We start from the raw sequence: 15,363 nt of genomic DNA on the forward strand, positions 1-15,363 counted from the left end.
GCCGAAGTGGTTACGCGTCTGCCGTGTCGCGGGCCGGCTCGGTCTTGGTCGCGACGAAGCGGTAGCCGACGTTGCGCACGGTGCCGATCAGCGTCTCGTTGTCGGTGCCGAGCTTGGCGCGCAGCCGGCGTACGTGGACGTCGACCGTGCGGGTGCCGCCGAAGTAGTCGTAGCCCCAGACCTCCTGCAGCAGCTGCTGGCGGGTGAAGACCCGGCCGGGGTGCTGGGCGAGGAACTTGAGGAGCTCGAACTCCTTGAACGTGAGGTCGAGCGTGCGGTTCTCGAGCTTCGCGGTGTAGGTCGCGTCGTCGACCACCAGGCCGCTCGATGAGATCACGTGGCTCTCGTTGTCGCCGTCGAGGGTTGCGGCGATGCGACCGATGCCGAGCCGCAGGCGCGCCTCCAGCTCGGCGGGACCGGCGGTGGTGAGGATGACGTCGTCCATGCCCCAGTCGGAGGCCGCAACGGCCAGCCCGCCCTCGGTCAGGATCAGGATCAGGGGGCACTCGATGCCCGTCGTGCGGATGACCCGCGTCAGGCTGCGGACCTGCGCGAGGTCGTGCCGACCGTCCACGAGGACGGCGTCACACGGCGGCGCGTCCAGCAGGGCGCTCGCCTCGGCGGGCAGGATCTTGACGTGGTGCGGCAACAGGGCGAGCGCGGGCAGCACCTCGACCGACGACTGCGTGCTCTTGGTGAGGAGAAGCAGGTGGGACATGGTGAGCCTTCCGGTGCCGCGTGAGTTAGCCGGGTCGTTCAGGTCCAGATATGCGAAAAGGCCATGGTGGAACACCGTGGCCTCGTTGCATGGTCAACAATACTTCATGTGTCGGAACAATTGCCACGCGGTGACGTGAATGAGAACGACGTCACAGTGCACTACTGGGCTGCCGCGCGGGCGGCCGCAGGCGTGGCCGAGGAGCACGTGCCGACCGGCACCTTGGCCGATCTGCTGGTGGTGATCAGCAGCCGGCACCGCGACCGCGACCGCTTCGACGACGTCATCGCGACGTGCTCGATCCTGGTCGGGGACACCCCGGTCGGCGCCCGTGAACCGGCCACGATCGCGCTGCACGCCGGCGACACGGTGGAGTTCCTGCCACCCTTCGCCGGCGGTTAGCACTCGCCGATCCGACGCCTACTGGCATCATGCGGGGGTGCCACGCCTCGGTTCGACCATGCTCTCGCTCGCGCTGGCCGGTGCGATCACGCTCGCGGCCTACGCCGACCCGGTGTTCGTCGGCGCTGCGGTGGTCCTCGTCCAGGTCCTCATCGCGCTGGCGCCCAGCGCCGTCGACGCGACGGGTCACTCCATCCGGTCGCCGCACTTCGTGGCGGCGTTGAGCGGCGGCCTCGTCGCGACAGCGATCACGCTGGCGCCGGACCTGCTCAGCGGCGCCACCGGCACGTCACCCGATGTCGTCGGCGCCACCGACAGCGGGATGCTGGCCGGCATCCTCCCGGCGATCGCGGTCTCGGTCTTCGTGGCGCTGATCGCGCAGATGCTCCGCACCGACGGCCGCCCCGACCTGGTCCTGTCCACCGCGTACGCCGTCACGCTCGGGGCGTTCGCTGCACTGTCGGCTGGCTGGATCGGCGCCGCCCAGTCCCTCGGCGACGCGGAGGCGGTGGCGGTGGGCGCTGCCGGTCTCGCCGCCGGACTGCTGGTCTGGCTGATCCCGGTCGACCGGTTCGTCTGCGCGATCTTCGCGGTCGTCGCCGGAGCGGGTGCCGGCGCCGCCGTCACGCTGGCCCTGGACTCGACCCTGACGTGGGCCTTCGGCATCACGGTGGGCTCGGCCACGGCGTTGTTCGGCGTGCTGGGCCAGGTGCTCGGCCGGGCCTGGTCCCGCGGGCACACGCACGCGGCGGCCGGCTGGGGCTTCCCCGGGGCGATGTCGATCGCCCTCGCGGCGCCCCTCGTCTACGTCGGTGGCCAGCTCGTGGGTGCGCCCGGCCTCTGATCAGCCGGCCGAGGACTGGTCGGCAGTCTCCCGCCGCGCGCGCCGTACGAGCCGCAGCACCCGCGGTGCGCGAGCGACCAACGAGAACGGCCAGGTCAGCCGTACGACCGTCAGCCCGAGCCACCCGCGTCGTGCCAAGGGACGGTGGGCGCGGAGGTGGTCGGCCGAGGGGAAGACGATGTTGAGCACGATGCGCACGCGTTCACGCCAGCGCTTGGCGTCCTCGAAGCGCTCGAGCAGCAGTGCGGCGGCCGCCGCGGGCGCGGGGTCGTTGCCGGGCCCGGCCAGATCGCGAGCCACGACACTGGCCGACAGCTGGGCGGGCAGGTCCAGCCGGGCCGCGAGCTCGCGACCTGCCGGATGGTGGGACAGCCCGAGAGCGAACGACTCCTCGGCTCCGCACGCCTCGGCCCGCCGAGCGGCCTCCGCCCAGGTCGCGTCGTCGAACCGCGCGAACGCCCGCGCGAGGTCTTCGGTCGCCTTGGCGGTGCGCGCCACGGCCGTGTCGTGCAGCGTCACGATGAGGGCGCACCCGGCGGCATCCGGGACGCGTACGACGTGGCGCTGCACCGTCAGCTCGTCGGTGTGCTGGGTCATCACGGACCAGAACGCCCCGAAGTCACGGATGCCGTGGAACCCGCGATGCAGGTCCACCTGGGCCGGTGCCGGGCCCTCGCGCTCCCACGGGGTGACGGGCATCCACTCGCGCTCGACGGGACGCAGCCGGCCGAGACCTGGTCGGAAGCCGCACGCCTCCAGCACATCCTCGGCGGACCGGAACGCCTCGGGCGCCACCAACAGGTCGATGTCGACGTACGTCCGCTGGTCGGGGTCCTCGGCATAGAGCCAGCGCACCGTCGCCGGCCCCTTCAACAGCACCGAGTCGATGCCTTCACGAGCCAGTGCCGCAGTCACCTCTGCGGTTGCCAGGTCCAGGCTGAGCGCCTGGACGGCGGCCCTCACGTGGGAGGGCACACGTTGGCTCATTCGGGGCAGATCTCCACCGGATCAATGCTACATTCGCTCGCGTTCGGGGCCGCCTTCGGCGATCGATTCGGTCGTCACAAGGGAGTATGCGCATGGCTCCGTCCCGAGTGTCCGCCACCACCACGTTGCGCGCCTCGGAGCACGTCCTGCTGCGACAGGCGGGCGACGAGACGGTCCTGCTCGACCTGACGAGCGAGGAGTTCTTCGGCCTCGACGGGGCTGGTGCACGGATGTACGAGCTGCTCGCCGAGCCCCGCACGATCGACGCCGTCGCCGATGTCATGGTCGATGAGTACGACGTCGGGCGGGACCAGCTGGTCACCGATCTCCTGGACCTGGCAGCTGAGCTGGTGGCGCGGGGCCTGGTCGTCGCCGATGAGTGAGCAGGTTCGTCGCGGGTGAGCGGATTCGCGGTCCTGCTGTCAGGCGTCGAGCCGTTCCCCGATGACATCGTGCGGAAGGTGGCCGCAGCCATCGCGCCCCGCGGCCGGGACCACGAGTCGAGTCGCACGGTCGGTCGGTGCACGCTCCTCCACGCAGCCTTGTGGACGACGCCCGAGGCGGCCCACGAGGACCAGCCGCAGCGACATCCCGGCCGGGACGTGTGGCTGACGGCGGACGCACGGGTCGACAACCGGACCGAGCTCCTGGAGCGGCTGGACGACCAGGTCGAGCAGCCCCTGGACACCGACGCCGACCTGATCCTCGCGGCGTACGGGCAATGGGGTGTCGGCTGCCTCGACCACCTGGTCGGCGACTTCGCGCTCGCGCTGTGGGACGTGGAACGCGACGAGCTCATCCTGGCCCGGGACGCGTTCGGGATGCGCCCGCTCTATTGGGCCGACACCGGTTCTGGATTCATCGCGGCGTCCTCGTTGTCGGCCGTGCTGGAGGTCGCGACGGCCGCCGGGGTCGACGAGGACTATCTCGTCGGCTTTCTCGTAGACGAGCCGCCGGTCGACGGGACGATCTGGTCGGGGGTCCACCGGTTGCCGCCCGGGCACCGGCTGCGTCTCGGGGCTGCCGGGCCGGTGGTCGAGCGCTGGTGGAACCCCTCGATCGAGCCGCTCGAGCTGTCGGTCGACGAGTCGGTGAGCCGCCTCCGTGACTGCTTCGACGAGGCCGTGCGCTCTCGGCTCCGCAGCTGCGACGGTGTCGCCGTGGAGCTCAGCGGTGGCCTCGACTCGTCGACCGTCGCCGCCACCGCGGTCGGTCTCGGCGCGACGGTCACGGCCCTCACCTGTGCCTTCGACGACGCCGAGGCCGACGAGCTGGACCACGCTGCGGCGGTCGCCGCGCACCTCGGGCTCGACGTCGAGGTCCTCGCGGTTGGGGACATCGCGCCACTCGACCTCGCGGCGGACGTGGCAGCACAGCGACAGCCGCTCTATTCCATCGACGCGGCCGACACCGCCGCACGCCATGCCGCCGCCGGTGCGCTCGGGTGCTCGGTCCTGCTGAGTGGTGTCGGTGGCGACGAGGCGTTGTACGGCTCGAGTCTCGCGCCGGTCGACCTCGCCCTGTCCGGACACCCGGGCCGTGGCTATCGGTGGCTGCGCCGGGACGGTCGCCCACGAGTTGCCGCTCTAGGCCGCCTCGCCCGTGCGGTCGCGCGAGAAGTGACGCGCGCTCGCGCCCGCCGTCGCCCCGAAGGAATGGTCGCCCGCCTCATGACGGCACGTCAGGAGCGGAAGCGGGCCGGCGACCATCCCTGGCTCCGGTCGGCGCACCCGCCGAGCGTCGCGGACCCGCTCGACACCGGCTCGCCCGCGAAGCGGGAGCAGCGCGACTACTACGTCGCGACGCCCTACAACCCCATCGCGTACGAGCAGACCGATCGTCTCGCCGCCGAGCAGCACGTCGAGGTCCGCTGTCCGTTCCTCGACCGCCGGTTGGTCGAGCTCGTCCTGCGACTTCCCGAGGAGCGGATCCGGCTCGACGGCGACTACCGCGGCCTGCACCGCCGCGCCTTCGGCGATCGCCTGCCGCCGTCCGTCGTGACGAGGACCGACAAGGCGGAGCTGACCCGGCCGTTCATCCGCAAGATGTTCGCCGCCTTCGACCGGCCCGCCGCCGAGCGCGCCCTGTCCGCGCTAGACGAACGCATCGACGTGGCCGCCTTCCTGCGGACGTACGACGCGGGGGAGCGGGCGTTCGACCGGCCCCGGGGCGAGCCTCAGGGATTCCAGCTCTGGCTGGCGCTCAGCGCGGGAGCCACGGTGCTGCAGGCGCGAGTCGGGCATTCGCGTAACGCGTAAACGGATTTGCCGTTAGTCTGGGAGGTACTCCCCATCATTCTGGTGTTACTCCCACTCGCAGAATTGAAGACTCCCATGAACCACAGCAAGAACACGCCTGTCTACGTGCGCCCCCAGCTGCGTTCCTACGGGGCCATCACCCAGGTCGTCCAGGGCAAGTCCGGCATCGGCCTCGACGGCAGCTCCGGCAAGATCGGCAAGAAGTAGCCTGGTCGAAGAGGTCTGGAGCGCCCCCACGCGGGCGGTCTGGTCATGTACGAGGCCTACGGCCTGTCCGTCGATTCCGCGATCCCGCTTCCGCTTGAGCCCTCGACCGGTCTGACTGCCGATGTCGAGATCCGCCGTGGGACGGTCGACTGCTCGGACATACGTTTTGCCGCTCTCGACGCCGGTGACGACGCCTGGCTCGAGAAGGGCTGGGGCGCGTCGCGCGTCGTCCTGAGGTTCGTGGAGATGACGGTCGAGCTGTCGACGCGCCAGCCGCTCATCACGGTGGACGTCACCAGCACCCACGACGCCGACCACGTCGCGCACCTCGTCCTCGACCACGTCGTCCCGCAGTGGCTCGCGATGCGGGGCGACCTCGTCCTGCACGCCGGCGCCGTCCAGACGCCTGGTGGCAGCGCCGTCGCGTTCGTCGGCGAGAGCGGGCGCGGCAAGTCGACAACCACGACCGGGCTCGCCCAGCTCGGGTGGCGGTTCGTGGCAGATGACGCCTGTCGCGTCGTGTCGGCCGGGTCGTCCCACGAGATCGTGCCGAGCTATCCGGGCGTACGCCTTCTCGCGCCGAGCCGTGCGGCCCTCGTGCCGGAGCTGCCGTCGACGCCGATGGCGGACGGTGCCACCAAGCACCGCGTCACGCCCGACATCCGGTCGGTCACCGGACCGGCGCCGCTGTCGCTTGTCGTCGAGCTCGGGAGCAACGCTGAGCTCGCCGCCCACCGCATGACGCTGTCGGAGTCGACCGCATGCCTGGCCCGTCACTCGTTCTATCTCGCCGCGTCGCAGGACGCTGTCGCCACGCAGACCTTCCTGCTCGCCAGCGCGCTGGCCATGGACGTGCCATGCGTCCGGGTCGACTTCCCGCGCCGCTGGGACGTGTTTCCCGAGCTGGCGGCGCTCATCGAGACGACGATGCCGTGATCGGCGCCGGGAGGCCGGGCGCGTCGCTGGTGACCAACACCGTCGAGGCGGTCCGCCTCATCCGCCGCACAGCTCCGCGCGAGTACGTGCTTCTGCTCGTCTGCACGATCGTGTCCGGCCTCGGGCTGGTGCTGCTGCTGGTCGCCGGCCGCGAGCTCATCCACGACCTGACCGTGTCGGACCGGCCCGACGACATCGGTCCTCTCGTGCCGAGCCTGGTCGGCATCGCGGTCGGCACGGGCCTCACGACCTTGGCGTCCGCGGTGCAGGCAGAGGTCAGGTGGCTCATGGCGCACCTCGTGGAGCGCCAGTCCGTGACCGCCGTCGTGGACGCCGCGTCGGCCGTGTCGCTCGCCGAGCTCGAGTCGCCGGACTTCCAGGACCACCTCCAGCGGACGCTGCGCCAAGCCGCGCAGCGGCCGTGGGACCTCGTGCAGGCCGTCTCGCAGCTGGCCGGGGCCGCAGTCGGGGGCGTGGTGGGCGCGGTCGTGCTCGCGACGGTCGAACCGTGGCTCGTCCCGGCCGCCCTGCTGGTCGGGCTGCCGGTGTTGCTGGTGGCGGGGCGCAACAGCCGGGCGATGTTCGCGGCAGTCTCGGCGATCACGCCGGTCAACCGGGAGCGCGAGTACCTGCAGGAGCTGCTCACGGGTCGTGACGAGGCCAAGGAGATCCGGGCGTTCGAGTCCGTGGATCACCTGCGTCACCGCTACGAGCAGCGCTACGACGACGAGATCGAGGGTTTCCGGGTCGTCTCCCGCCTGCGATCGCGTCGCCTGTTCCTCGCCGGGATCGGGTCGACGCTCATCACCGTCGCGACCCTTGCGGTGCTGGTCGGGCTCAGCGTCGACGGTCGTCTGCCGCTCGCCGACGCGGCGATCGGCGCGGTCGCCGTCCAGCAGCTGACGATGCGGGTACGCGGCATCGGCGGCTCGATCAGCTCGATCCAGGAGTCCTCGCTGTTCCTCGACGACCACGCCGCGTTCGTGCAGCGTGCTGCCCGGGCCCGGGTGGACGACGTACCGCGCGACCCCGCACGGCAGCCGGCGCCACGCGGCGCTGCGGTCGCGCTCGACGACGTGTCGTTCACCTATCCGGGCGCCACCGTCCCGGCACTCCGCGGGGTGAGCTTGGAGCTCCGTCCCGGCCGGGTCACGGCACTCGTCGGCGCCAACGGTTCGGGCAAGACGACGATCGCCAAGCTGATCTGCCGCCTGTACGAGCCGGATGGCGGCGCCGTCACCTGGGACGCTGCGCTGGCCGGCTCCGGGGAGCTGCCGCGAGTCGGGGTCATCTTCCAGGACTTCCTGCGCTATCAGCTCTCTGCGCATGACAACATCGCCCTGGGCGACAGCCGGCGCCACGCAGACCGTGCGGGAGTCGAGGCCGGCGCGCGGGCTGCCGGCGCCGACACGTTCCTGACGCGGCTCACGCGAGGGTTCGACACCTGGCTCAGTCCGTCCTTCGAAGGCGGCACTGACCTGTCGGTCGGCCAGTGGCAACGCGTCGCGATGGCTCGCGCCCTGTTCCGCGACGCCCCCGTGGTCGTGCTCGACGAGCCCACGGCCGCGCTCGACCCGCTCGCCGAGCGGGAGATGATCGACGGCACGACCGCCCTGTTCGGCGACCGTGCCGTCCTCGTCATCTCGCACCGCTTCGCCAACGTCGTCCACGCCGACGACATCGTGGTGCTGTCCGAAGGTGAGATCGTCGAGCGCGGCACTCACGAGACGCTCATGGCACGGGGCGGCACGTACGCCGAGATGTACACGACTCAGGCGGCTGCGTTCGGGACGGAGCGCCATGCCTGACCGGGCCCGCCGGATGCGCACCCGCCCGGCGTTCTGGTTCGCGCTCGTCGAGACGGTCGTCGTCATGCCCTGGGTCGCGCTGTCCCTGCGGACCCGCGGGTTCGCTCGGACGATGCAGTCCGCGGCCGGCAGCCCGGACGGAGCGTCCGCCGCAGCCCGGCGCGGCGCGCCGGTCCCGGTCGCGGTCCTGGTCGTGACGGCGGCCGTCACGACCGTGGCCGGCCGGCGACCCACGGGCTGGACCTGCCTGCCCCGCGCCGTCACGATCGTCCGGCTCGCGCGGCGGCGCGGCCACGAGGTCGAGCTGTGCGTCGGCGTGGCATCCCCGACCGAGGGAGTCCTGCCGGCCCACGCGTGGGTCGAGTACGGCGGTGTGCCGCTCAACGACACGGCAGACGTGCGCGAGCGCTACCTCGTCATCCCCGTGCCGGCGCCCACGGATCGGAACCCGGACGTGCGTTGAGATCCGGCACGTACGCTGGACGCATGGCTGGAATCGTGGCGCTCCTCGCCGCCCTCGTCCTGACGGGGATCGCGGCCTGGGCGGTCAAGGCCAAGAACGGCCGGTTCACGCATCGGCCGCCCAGCCCCGACGCGGAGGTGCTCACCGCCACCGACATCGGAGCCGAGCTCGGCGAGCGCGCGACGCTGGTCCAGTTCTCCAGCGCGTTCTGCAGTCCGTGCCGGGCAACCCGCATCCTGCTCACCGACATCGCGGCCAAGGTGGACGGTGTCACGACGGTCGACATCGACGCCGAGCAGCACCTCGACATGGTCCGCAGGCTCGGCATCATGCGGACGCCGACCGTGCTGGTGCTCGACGGCGCAGGCGTCGTCTCGACCCGGGCCTCGGGTCTTCCGAGGCGCGAACAGGTGCTCGCCGCCCTCGGACAGGCCGTCGGAGAGCGACGATAACGGCCTGCAATGCCAAGTGCTGCGCCACGATGTGGGACAACCGTCCATATCGTGAGACTCGGGAGTGAACAACCCGGGAAGTGTCCCTACTCTTGAACACATGCTTGAGACGACACACCTGACGAGGCGGCGCGCAGTCGACAACTGCCGCACCCGCTCCTCGCTGTGTCGCATGCGCTGACACCTCTCGTCCGTCAGTTCCCGCACGCCCAGGCCATGCCGGGCCGTGCCCCAGCGCAGGAGCACCATGTCCCAACCCGCACACGTGGACCCGCGAGGTCTGCGCGTCAACGCCGGCATCACTGCCGTCGTGCTGGCCCTCGTGCTGGTCACCCCGGAGCCGGTCGACGTCGTCCTGCTGGCGGTCCAGGTCGCGGTCTTCGCGGTCTCGGCGCTGGTCAGCCTGCAGGCCTCTCCCTATGCCGTCTTCTTCACCAAGGTCGTACGTCCGCGCCTCGGACGCCCGGCTGAGCTGGAGGACGCCCGCCCGCCACGGTTCGCACAGCTCGTCGGGCTCGGCTTCACCACCGTCGCCCTGGTCGCGTTCCTCGTGGGTGCGACGACGGTCGGCTACGTCGCCACGGTGTTCGCACTCGTGGCTGCCCTGCTCAACGCTTCCGTGGGCCTGTGCCTCGGATGCGAGCTCTACCTGGCGCTGCGCCGGCTCTCGCCGGCTCGTGCCTGACAACTTCATCCGTCCACCGAACACGCACTGTCTCATCAACCAACGCCCATCCCGGGCACACAACGGAGGTACAGCATGAGCCGCGAATCCGCGCTCGTCACCGCAGACTGGGTCGAGGAACACCTCAATGACCCGTCGATCGTCCTCGTCGAGGTCGACGAGGACGTCGAGGCCTACGACAAGGGGCACATCCCCGGTGCCGTCAAGCTCGACTGGAAGGGCGACCTCCAGGACGGCGTCCGCCACGACTTCGTCAGCAAGGACAAGCTCGAGGCACTGCTGTCAGCCAAGGGCATCGGCAACGACGACACGATCGTGTTCTACGGCGGCAACAACAACTGGTTCGCCGCGTACGCCTACTGGTACCTCAAGTACTACGGGCACGACAACCTGCGTCTGCTCGACGGCGGCCGCAAGAAGTGGGAGCTCGACTCGCGTGAGCTGACCACCGAGGTCCAGGACCGCCCCGCGACGACCTACGTCGCCAAGGACGCCGACGAGTCGATCCGCGCGTTCCGCGACGAGGTCATCGCGTCGATCGGCAGCAAGAACCTGATCGACGTCCGCAGCCCCGACGAGTACGCCGGTCGCCTCCTCGCCCCGGCGCACCTGCCGCAGGAGCAGGCTCAGATCGGCGGCCACATCCCGACCGCCGGCAACGTGCCGTGGAGCAAGGCGGCCAACGACGACGGCACCTTCCGCAGCGACGAGGAGCTCAAGGAGCTCTACGCCGAGGCCGGCCTCGACGACGCCAAGGACACCATCGCCTACTGCCGCATCGGTGAGCGCAGCTCGCACACGTGGTTCGTGCTCAAGGAGATCCTGGGTCACGAGAACGTCAAGAACTACGACGGATCGTGGACCGAGTACGGCGCCCTGCGCGCCGTGCCGGTCGCCCTGGGCGACGAGCCGGGTGTCGCCTGATGTGCGGCGCGATCAAGGGCGGCCCTTCGCTCGAGGGCGTCGACGTCGCCAACGAGGCCGTGATCCAGGGCATCGTGACGCGTGACGGCCAGCCGGTCGGCAACGCGTACGTCCGCCTGCTCGACCGCACGGGCGAGTTCACCGCCGAGGTCCCCACCTCTGCGACCGGGCAGTTCCGTTTCTTCGCCGGTCCGGGCGAGTGGACGTTGCGCACGCTCGCCCCGAAGTCGATCTCGGTCGACAACGCGGTGACCGCCGCCAAGGGCGTCGTGGCCGAGGTTGCCGTCGCGGTCTGACGCGCACACGCCACCCGAGGGGGGGTGCATCCGGCTCGGCCGGGTGCACCCCTTCGCCATGAGGTGACTGCCCTGCCGCACTGTTGCGCGTATCACCTACTGACGAACTGGTCACAGATGAGCCCTCGCTACGCTACGCTGGGACCGTAACGGACTGTCCTCGACACTCGTTAAGTGACACGTCGTCGATTTTTCTCTCGTAACATCAGCAACACAGCAGTTCTGCACCATTGAGACTCGGAGCCCACTGGGAGTGCGTCATGATCAAACTTCGGCTTGTAGCCGCGGCAGCCATAGCGGCAGCTGCGACCCTGCTGTCCTCGGGAGCTGCTCAGGCATACCCTGACATCCCCAACGTGACGCTGACCATCTCCGACGCCACCCTCGTCGGCGGCAACACCTTCGACTACAAGGCCAGCGCCGACGTCGAGTGTGACTGGACCGTCACCTACTCCGAGGCCGTCAACGGCAGCGCCAACCAGACCGGCAGCGGCACGTCGCTCACGGGCACCTACGACACCAAGGTCGTGTCCAAGGTCTTCAAGTCGCCGATCAAGGCCCTGTGCAAGTACGACGACAACGTGCCTCCCGTGAGCGCCAAGGTCGTGACCTCCAACCAGGTCAGCCCGGCGTTCTACTCCGCGAACACGGCCACGACGCTGCGCGCCGCGACCCAGGAGGCCAGCGCCTCCGCCACGGTCACGTTGCTGCCCAAGGGCGGCGTCGACGACAACGGCGACGGCTCGCTGCCCAACACGGGTGGTTCGAACGCCTGGATCCTGGTCCTCGGCGCAGCGCTCGTCGCGGCAGGTGGCAGCATCACCTACGTCGCACGTCGCCGCCACTCGGCTCGCTGAGACCCTGAGCACCGCACGGTCATGCACGTCCCACTTCTCGGGGCGTGCATGACCTTTTTGCATCGGCGCGCCTCATGAGCTCGACTCAACGGAGGCGGGGCCACAAGCCGTGGTACCGCCAGATCACCCGCGATCGCGTCTTCATGGCGCTCCTGGGCCTCGTGGTCCTGCTGCTCCTGCTGTTCGCCTTCCAGGCGCTCCGGGCCAACTCCTCGCTCCGCCTCGCGGCCAGCCAGTCAGAGCTCCTGCAGAACCAGATCGTCGCGGGCGACGACACCGCGGCCAAGGCCACCCTGTCGAGCCTCCAGGAGTCGACCTCGCGTGCCCGGAGCACCACTGACGGTCCTCTGTGGGATCTCGGCGCGCACGTGCCGTTCTTCGGCCGCAACATCGACGCGGTGCAGACCGTCTCGCGCGTCATGGACGACGTCTCCACCCAGGCCCTGCCGCCGGTCGTCGCCCTGTCCAAGGAGATCAACCTCAACACCTACAGCCCCCACGACGGCAAGGTCGACCTCGCCGCGATCAACAAGATCGCGCCCTCGGTCAACACCGTCACGGACGCCCTGACCGCGGCCCAGAAGGAGCTCAGCGACATCGACGCGCAGTCGCTTCTCGTGCCGCTCCGCGGTCCGGTCAGCACGATCCAGTTCAAGGTCGACAGCGCCAAAGCCGCCGCGGACTCGAGCAACCTCGCGGCGAAGCTGCTGCCCGAGATGCTGGGACAGCAGGAGACCCGCCGCTACCTGCTGCTGATCCAGAACAACGCGGAGATCCGCTCGACCGGCGGCATCTCCGGCTCGTACGCGATCCTGAAGGCCAAGAAGGGCAAGCTGTCGATGGGGTTCCAGGGCTCCATCCAGGACCTCAAGCAGTTCTCCGAGCCCGTGCTGCCGATGACCAAGAACGAGGCGACGGTGTTCTCGCCGACGTTGGTGACCAACCTGCTCGACGCCAACATGACACCCGACTTCCCACGGACGGCGGAGATCGCCAAGGCCATGGTCGCCAAGGGGCTCGACACCAAGGTCGACGGCGTCATCTCGGTCGATCCCGTGGCCATGAGCTACATCCTCGCCGGCACCGGCCCGATCCGGATCCCCAACGGTCCCGCGTTCGACCAGAACAACGCCGTCGACCTGCTGCTCAACAAGACGTACGTGCTGCTGAAGGACCGCGACCAGCAGGACGCGGTCTTCAAGGTGGCGGCGCGGGCGATCTTCGACGCCGTCAAGGCCGGCCGCAGCGACTCGCGGCTCGTGATCGACGGCCTGGTCAAGGCCGCCAGCGAGAACCGGCTGATGGTGTGGTCCTCGCACAAGAGCGAGCAGACGCTGATCGAGCCTTCAGGGGTGTCCGGCGAGCTCAGCGGCAATGGCGGCAAGGTCCCGCACGTCGGCCTCTACTTCGGCGACGCGGCGTCGACCAAGATGGAGTACTACCTCGACTACAACACCTCCATGTCGGTCGGCCGCTGCCTGCGCGACGACGTGCAGGAGATCAACACCACGACGGAGCTGACCTCCAACGCGCCGGCCAACGCAGCCGACCTGCCCAAGGCCGTCACCGGCAACGGGCTCTACACGCCTCGTGGCACGATGCGCCTCCTGCTGCGCTTCTACTCGCCCTACGCCGGCGGGTTCACCGACGTGCGCGTCAACGGCGTCAAGCAGACGGTGTACGCCGACACGCATCGCGGCCGCAACGTCACCAAGGTGCTCCTGACGGTCAAGCCCCAGCAGAGCTACACGATTCGTACGTCGATGATCTCCGGCCCGCACCAGCCCGGCGACCCGGTGTTCTCCACGACCCCGGGCGTGCACAGCATGCAGAACGACGTGTCGATCAAGTCCGCCTGCTCGTGACCCCGGGCCGGCCGGCCAGGGTCAGTCGACGTCCTTCTTGAGCACGTCGTCGGGATACTTCTTGAGGTAGGCCCGCAGGTTGTCCTTGCGGAACGCGGTGAACAGCTCGTCGGACTTGGCCTCGTTGAGCCGGACGATGCTGCCGTAGACCGGGATCGTCTCGGTGCCGGCGACCGGGGCGGACAGGAAGTAGACGTCCTTGGTGTGCATGCCGCGCAACGAGAGGGCGAGGCCACGCATGTCGCTGCCCGACCACTCGGCGTCGACCGTGAGGTTCTTGGTCAGCGCCTTGACGGTGTTGATGAGCTTGACCGGGTTGCGGGTGACGCCCTTGCTGAGGATCTTGCCCATGAGGGCGCGCAGGAAGTTCTGCTGACGGGCGATGCGGTCGAAGTCGCCACGGAGCAGGCCGTGGCGCTGGCGAACGTACTGGAGGGCCTTCTTGCCCTTGAGGTTGTAGTCGCCGGCCTTCCACTGCACGTGCTGCATCTCGTCGTAGGTGTCGTCGGGAATGTGCACCGGAACCCCGCCGACGGCGGTGGAGAGGTCCTTGAACCCCTCCCAGTCGATGATCGCGACGTGCTTCATGCGCAGGTCGGTCAGGTGCTCGACCGTCGAGACCGCGCCGACGGGCCCGTACTCGGAGAACGCGGCGTTGATCTTCTGCTGCCCGTGCGGGTTGCCCTCGGCGTCGTAGATCGTCGTGAAGGTGTCGCGGGGGATCGAGGCGAGGAACGCGTACTTCCGGTTGGCCGTGATGTGCACGATCATCAACGTGTCGCTGCGGTACTTGCCGATGGGCCACTTCGCGGCCTTGGCGTCCGCGGACAGTGAGGTGTCCTGGGACTCACCCGGGATCTTCTTGCCCTTGTCGGAGCCCAGCAGCAAGATGTTGAGCGCATTGCCCTTGTCGGGGTCGGGGCGCTCCTTCTCCTTGAGCTTGTCGCTGACCTTGACCTTGTCGACGTTGCCGAGCTGCTTGTTGAGCATGTAGGCGTACGCACCGGTGATGGTGATGCCGAGGCTGACGACGACCCCGAGCGTCACGAGGGCCAGGAACGTCTTGCGGTGGCGTCGGCGGAACTTGTCACCGTCCGCACGCCGCTTGCCGGCATCGCGGTAGTTGCCGAGCCTGCCTGCCATCGTGCTCCGTCCTCAGGGAATCCCGTCCATTCTGCCGGGTCGCGCCAACGCATCCAACTCGCGACCGGCTCAGACCTCGAGCACGAGGGTGGTCGGTCCGTCGTTGGTGAGGGCGATCGCCATGTCGGCGCCGAAGACCCCCTCGGCGACCGTCGCTCCGAGGGAGCGCAGCGACGCGCAGAAGTGGTCGTACAACGGCTCCGCGACGGGCCCAGGCGCCGCGGCGGTCCAGGTCGGCCGGCGGCCCTTGCGGGCATCGCCGTAGAGCGTGAACTGGCTGACGACGAGGATGCCGGCGCCGAGGTCCGCGGCGGACTTCTCGTCGCGCAGGATGCGCAGCGTCCAGATCTTGGCGGCGAGCCGGTCGGCCCTCTCGATCGTGTCGTCGTGCGTCACGCCCAGCAGGACGACCAGGCCCACGCCGATCTGTCCGACCGTCTCGCCGGCCACGTCGACCCGTGCCTCGGTGACCCTCTGCACGACGGCTCTCATGCGAGCCAGCGTAGAGGGCCACCGTA

Annotated in this window: 18 protein-coding genes; 14 read left to right on the forward strand and 4 right to left on the reverse strand. The window is 69.6% G+C overall.

The features are described 5' to 3' along the window. Positions 1–10: 10 nt before the first annotated feature. On the reverse strand, positions 11–718 hold the full coding sequence (locus tag ASC61_RS09970) for a winged helix-turn-helix transcriptional regulator (RefSeq protein WP_056211454.1): 708 nt from the start codon (positions 716–718) through the stop codon (positions 11–13). A gap of 135 nt (positions 719–853) precedes the next feature. Between ASC61_RS09970 and ASC61_RS09975 the strand changes: the two genes are divergently transcribed. Both ASC61_RS09975 and ASC61_RS09980 read left to right on the forward strand, forming a co-directional pair. After that, positions 854–1,120, forward strand: coding sequence for a MoaD/ThiS family protein (locus ASC61_RS09975; protein ID WP_056211456.1), 267 nt, complete (start codon positions 854–856; stop codon positions 1,118–1,120). A gap of 37 nt (positions 1,121–1,157) precedes the next feature. Continuing rightward, positions 1,158–1,964: a hypothetical protein gene (locus ASC61_RS09980; protein WP_157439442.1), complete on the forward strand. Its 807-nt coding sequence runs from the start codon at positions 1,158–1,160 to the stop codon at positions 1,962–1,964. Here the strand turns inward: ASC61_RS09980 and ASC61_RS09985 are convergent, their stop codons facing one another. Beyond that, on the reverse strand, positions 1,965–2,939 hold the full coding sequence (locus tag ASC61_RS09985) for a nucleotidyltransferase family protein (protein WP_162243663.1): 975 nt from the start codon (positions 2,937–2,939) through the stop codon (positions 1,965–1,967). Between the two features lie 104 nt (positions 2,940–3,043). On the opposite strand from ASC61_RS09985, the gene ASC61_RS09990 reads away from it, so the two are divergent. From ASC61_RS09990 to ASC61_RS10040, 12 genes are all read left to right on the forward strand, one after another. Further along, positions 3,044–3,334 (forward strand): PqqD family protein, encoded by a 291-nt coding sequence (locus ASC61_RS09990; protein WP_056211463.1) that lies wholly within the window; start codon positions 3,044–3,046, stop codon positions 3,332–3,334. Between the two features lie 15 nt (positions 3,335–3,349). Continuing rightward, positions 3,350–5,209, forward strand: coding sequence for an asparagine synthetase B family protein (locus tag ASC61_RS09995; protein ID WP_056211465.1), 1,860 nt, complete (start codon positions 3,350–3,352; stop codon positions 5,207–5,209). Between the two features lie 75 nt (positions 5,210–5,284). Continuing rightward, positions 5,285–5,416, forward strand: a complete 132-nt coding sequence (locus ASC61_RS20380; protein ID WP_268750611.1) for a hypothetical protein — start codon at positions 5,285–5,287, stop codon at positions 5,414–5,416. A gap of 45 nt (positions 5,417–5,461) precedes the next feature. Next, positions 5,462–6,352, forward strand: coding sequence for a hypothetical protein (locus ASC61_RS19945; RefSeq protein ID WP_056211466.1), 891 nt, complete (start codon positions 5,462–5,464; stop codon positions 6,350–6,352). Continuing rightward, positions 6,349–8,160, forward strand: a complete 1,812-nt coding sequence (locus ASC61_RS10005; protein WP_056211468.1) for an ABC transporter ATP-binding protein — start codon at positions 6,349–6,351, stop codon at positions 8,158–8,160. The genes ASC61_RS19945 and ASC61_RS10005 overlap by 4 nt, the downstream gene beginning before the upstream one ends. Beyond that, a complete protein-coding gene (locus ASC61_RS10010) occupies positions 8,153–8,623 on the forward strand; it encodes a lasso peptide biosynthesis B2 protein (protein ID WP_082530577.1) in 471 nt (156 codons plus the stop codon). Before ASC61_RS10005 ends, ASC61_RS10010 begins: the two co-directional genes overlap by 8 nt. Before the next feature lie 23 nt (positions 8,624–8,646). Then, positions 8,647–9,075 carry a thioredoxin family protein gene (locus tag ASC61_RS10015; RefSeq protein WP_056211473.1) on the forward strand — a complete coding sequence of 143 codons (429 nt, stop codon included), beginning with the start codon at positions 8,647–8,649 and terminating at the stop codon, positions 9,073–9,075. Positions 9,076–9,322: 247 nt separating this feature from the next. Continuing rightward, a complete protein-coding gene (locus ASC61_RS10020) occupies positions 9,323–9,760 on the forward strand; it encodes a DUF4395 domain-containing protein (RefSeq protein WP_056211475.1) in 438 nt (145 codons plus the stop codon). A 75-nt stretch (positions 9,761–9,835) separates the two neighbouring features. Beyond that, on the forward strand, positions 9,836–10,684 hold the full coding sequence (locus ASC61_RS10025; protein ID WP_056211477.1) for a sulfurtransferase: 849 nt from the start codon (positions 9,836–9,838) through the stop codon (positions 10,682–10,684). Further along, positions 10,684–10,980 carry a DUF1416 domain-containing protein gene (locus ASC61_RS10030; RefSeq protein ID WP_056211478.1) on the forward strand — a complete coding sequence of 99 codons (297 nt, stop codon included), beginning with the start codon at positions 10,684–10,686 and terminating at the stop codon, positions 10,978–10,980. Before ASC61_RS10025 ends, ASC61_RS10030 begins: the two co-directional genes overlap by 1 nt. A gap of 260 nt (positions 10,981–11,240) precedes the next feature. Beyond that, complete coding sequence (locus ASC61_RS10035) at positions 11,241–11,837, forward strand: LPXTG cell wall anchor domain-containing protein (RefSeq protein WP_082530578.1); 597 nt, start codon at positions 11,241–11,243, stop codon at positions 11,835–11,837. Positions 11,838–11,911: 74 nt separating this feature from the next. Continuing rightward, positions 11,912–13,702 (forward strand): DUF4012 domain-containing protein, encoded by a 1,791-nt coding sequence (locus ASC61_RS10040; protein ID WP_056211481.1) that lies wholly within the window; start codon positions 11,912–11,914, stop codon positions 13,700–13,702. 21 nt (positions 13,703–13,723) lie between these two features. Here the strand turns inward: ASC61_RS10040 and ASC61_RS10045 are convergent, their stop codons facing one another. Beyond that, the gene (locus ASC61_RS10045) at positions 13,724–14,845 is read right to left on the reverse strand and encodes an LCP family protein (RefSeq protein WP_056211484.1); all 1,122 of its coding nucleotides are present in this window, start codon (positions 14,843–14,845) and stop codon (positions 13,724–13,726) included. Between the two features lie 69 nt (positions 14,846–14,914). Continuing rightward, a complete protein-coding gene (gene dtd, locus ASC61_RS10050; protein ID WP_056211487.1) occupies positions 14,915–15,337 on the reverse strand; it encodes a D-aminoacyl-tRNA deacylase in 423 nt (140 codons plus the stop codon). Positions 15,338–15,363: the final 26 nt, after the last annotated feature.

The sequence above is a fragment of the Aeromicrobium sp. Root344 genome, from assembly GCF_001425755.1.
Classification (GTDB): Bacteria; Actinomycetota; Actinomycetes; order Propionibacteriales; family Nocardioidaceae; genus Aeromicrobium.